Source organism: Bartonella sp. MR168JLCBS, from assembly GCF_042194175.1.
This window is the reverse complement of sequence record NZ_JBHIMP010000631.1, coordinates 1-524: the sequence shown is the minus strand read 5'-3', so window position 1 is coordinate 524 and position 524 is coordinate 1. Positions and strand designations below refer to the sequence as shown.

The 524-nt window shown below is 45.2% G+C and carries 1 protein-coding gene; it reads right to left on the bottom strand.

Features of this window, described 5'->3' with window-relative positions; all coding sequences use genetic code 11:
• Positions 1-524: class I tRNA ligase family protein (locus ACFIK8_RS13105; RefSeq protein WP_375669672.1), on the bottom strand; the 524-nt coding region annotated here is incomplete at both ends.

The following is a 524-nucleotide window of genomic DNA, read 5'->3' as shown; positions in this document are numbered from 1 at the left end:
AGTCACCTCACCACGTTTTTTACCATTAATCTGTACCGGCAAAGTGCAGCAGTCCTCAACGATTAATGCGGGATCATAAACAGGCCAAGGAAGCTCGCAAATCAGGGTTTTCTCCCCTAAAGCAGCATGGCATTCTTCCGCTAAATGAGGCATTATAGGTGCAATCAGTGCAAGAAAAAAATCCATTGCTTGACGGAGAGATGCCTTCATTTCATCTTCAACACTTGCTACCTTGTTTAACAATGGCGCCATGATGTTCAAGAATTCATAAAGGCGCGCAATCGCCCGATTAAAGGCAAATTTTTCCAAATCATCTTCCACAGTGCAAAGCATGCGGTGTGCTGCTTTTGAGAGTTCCAAAGCTGTACCTTGATGCCCTGTACATGGAATCACTTCCTTTAAAACCGGAGCACTTAAAACCACACAGCGCCAAACACGCTGTACAAAGCGATACGCTCCTTCAACACCCGATTCTGTCCAAATAACATCCCGTTCAGGAGGAGAATCTGACAACACAAACCAGC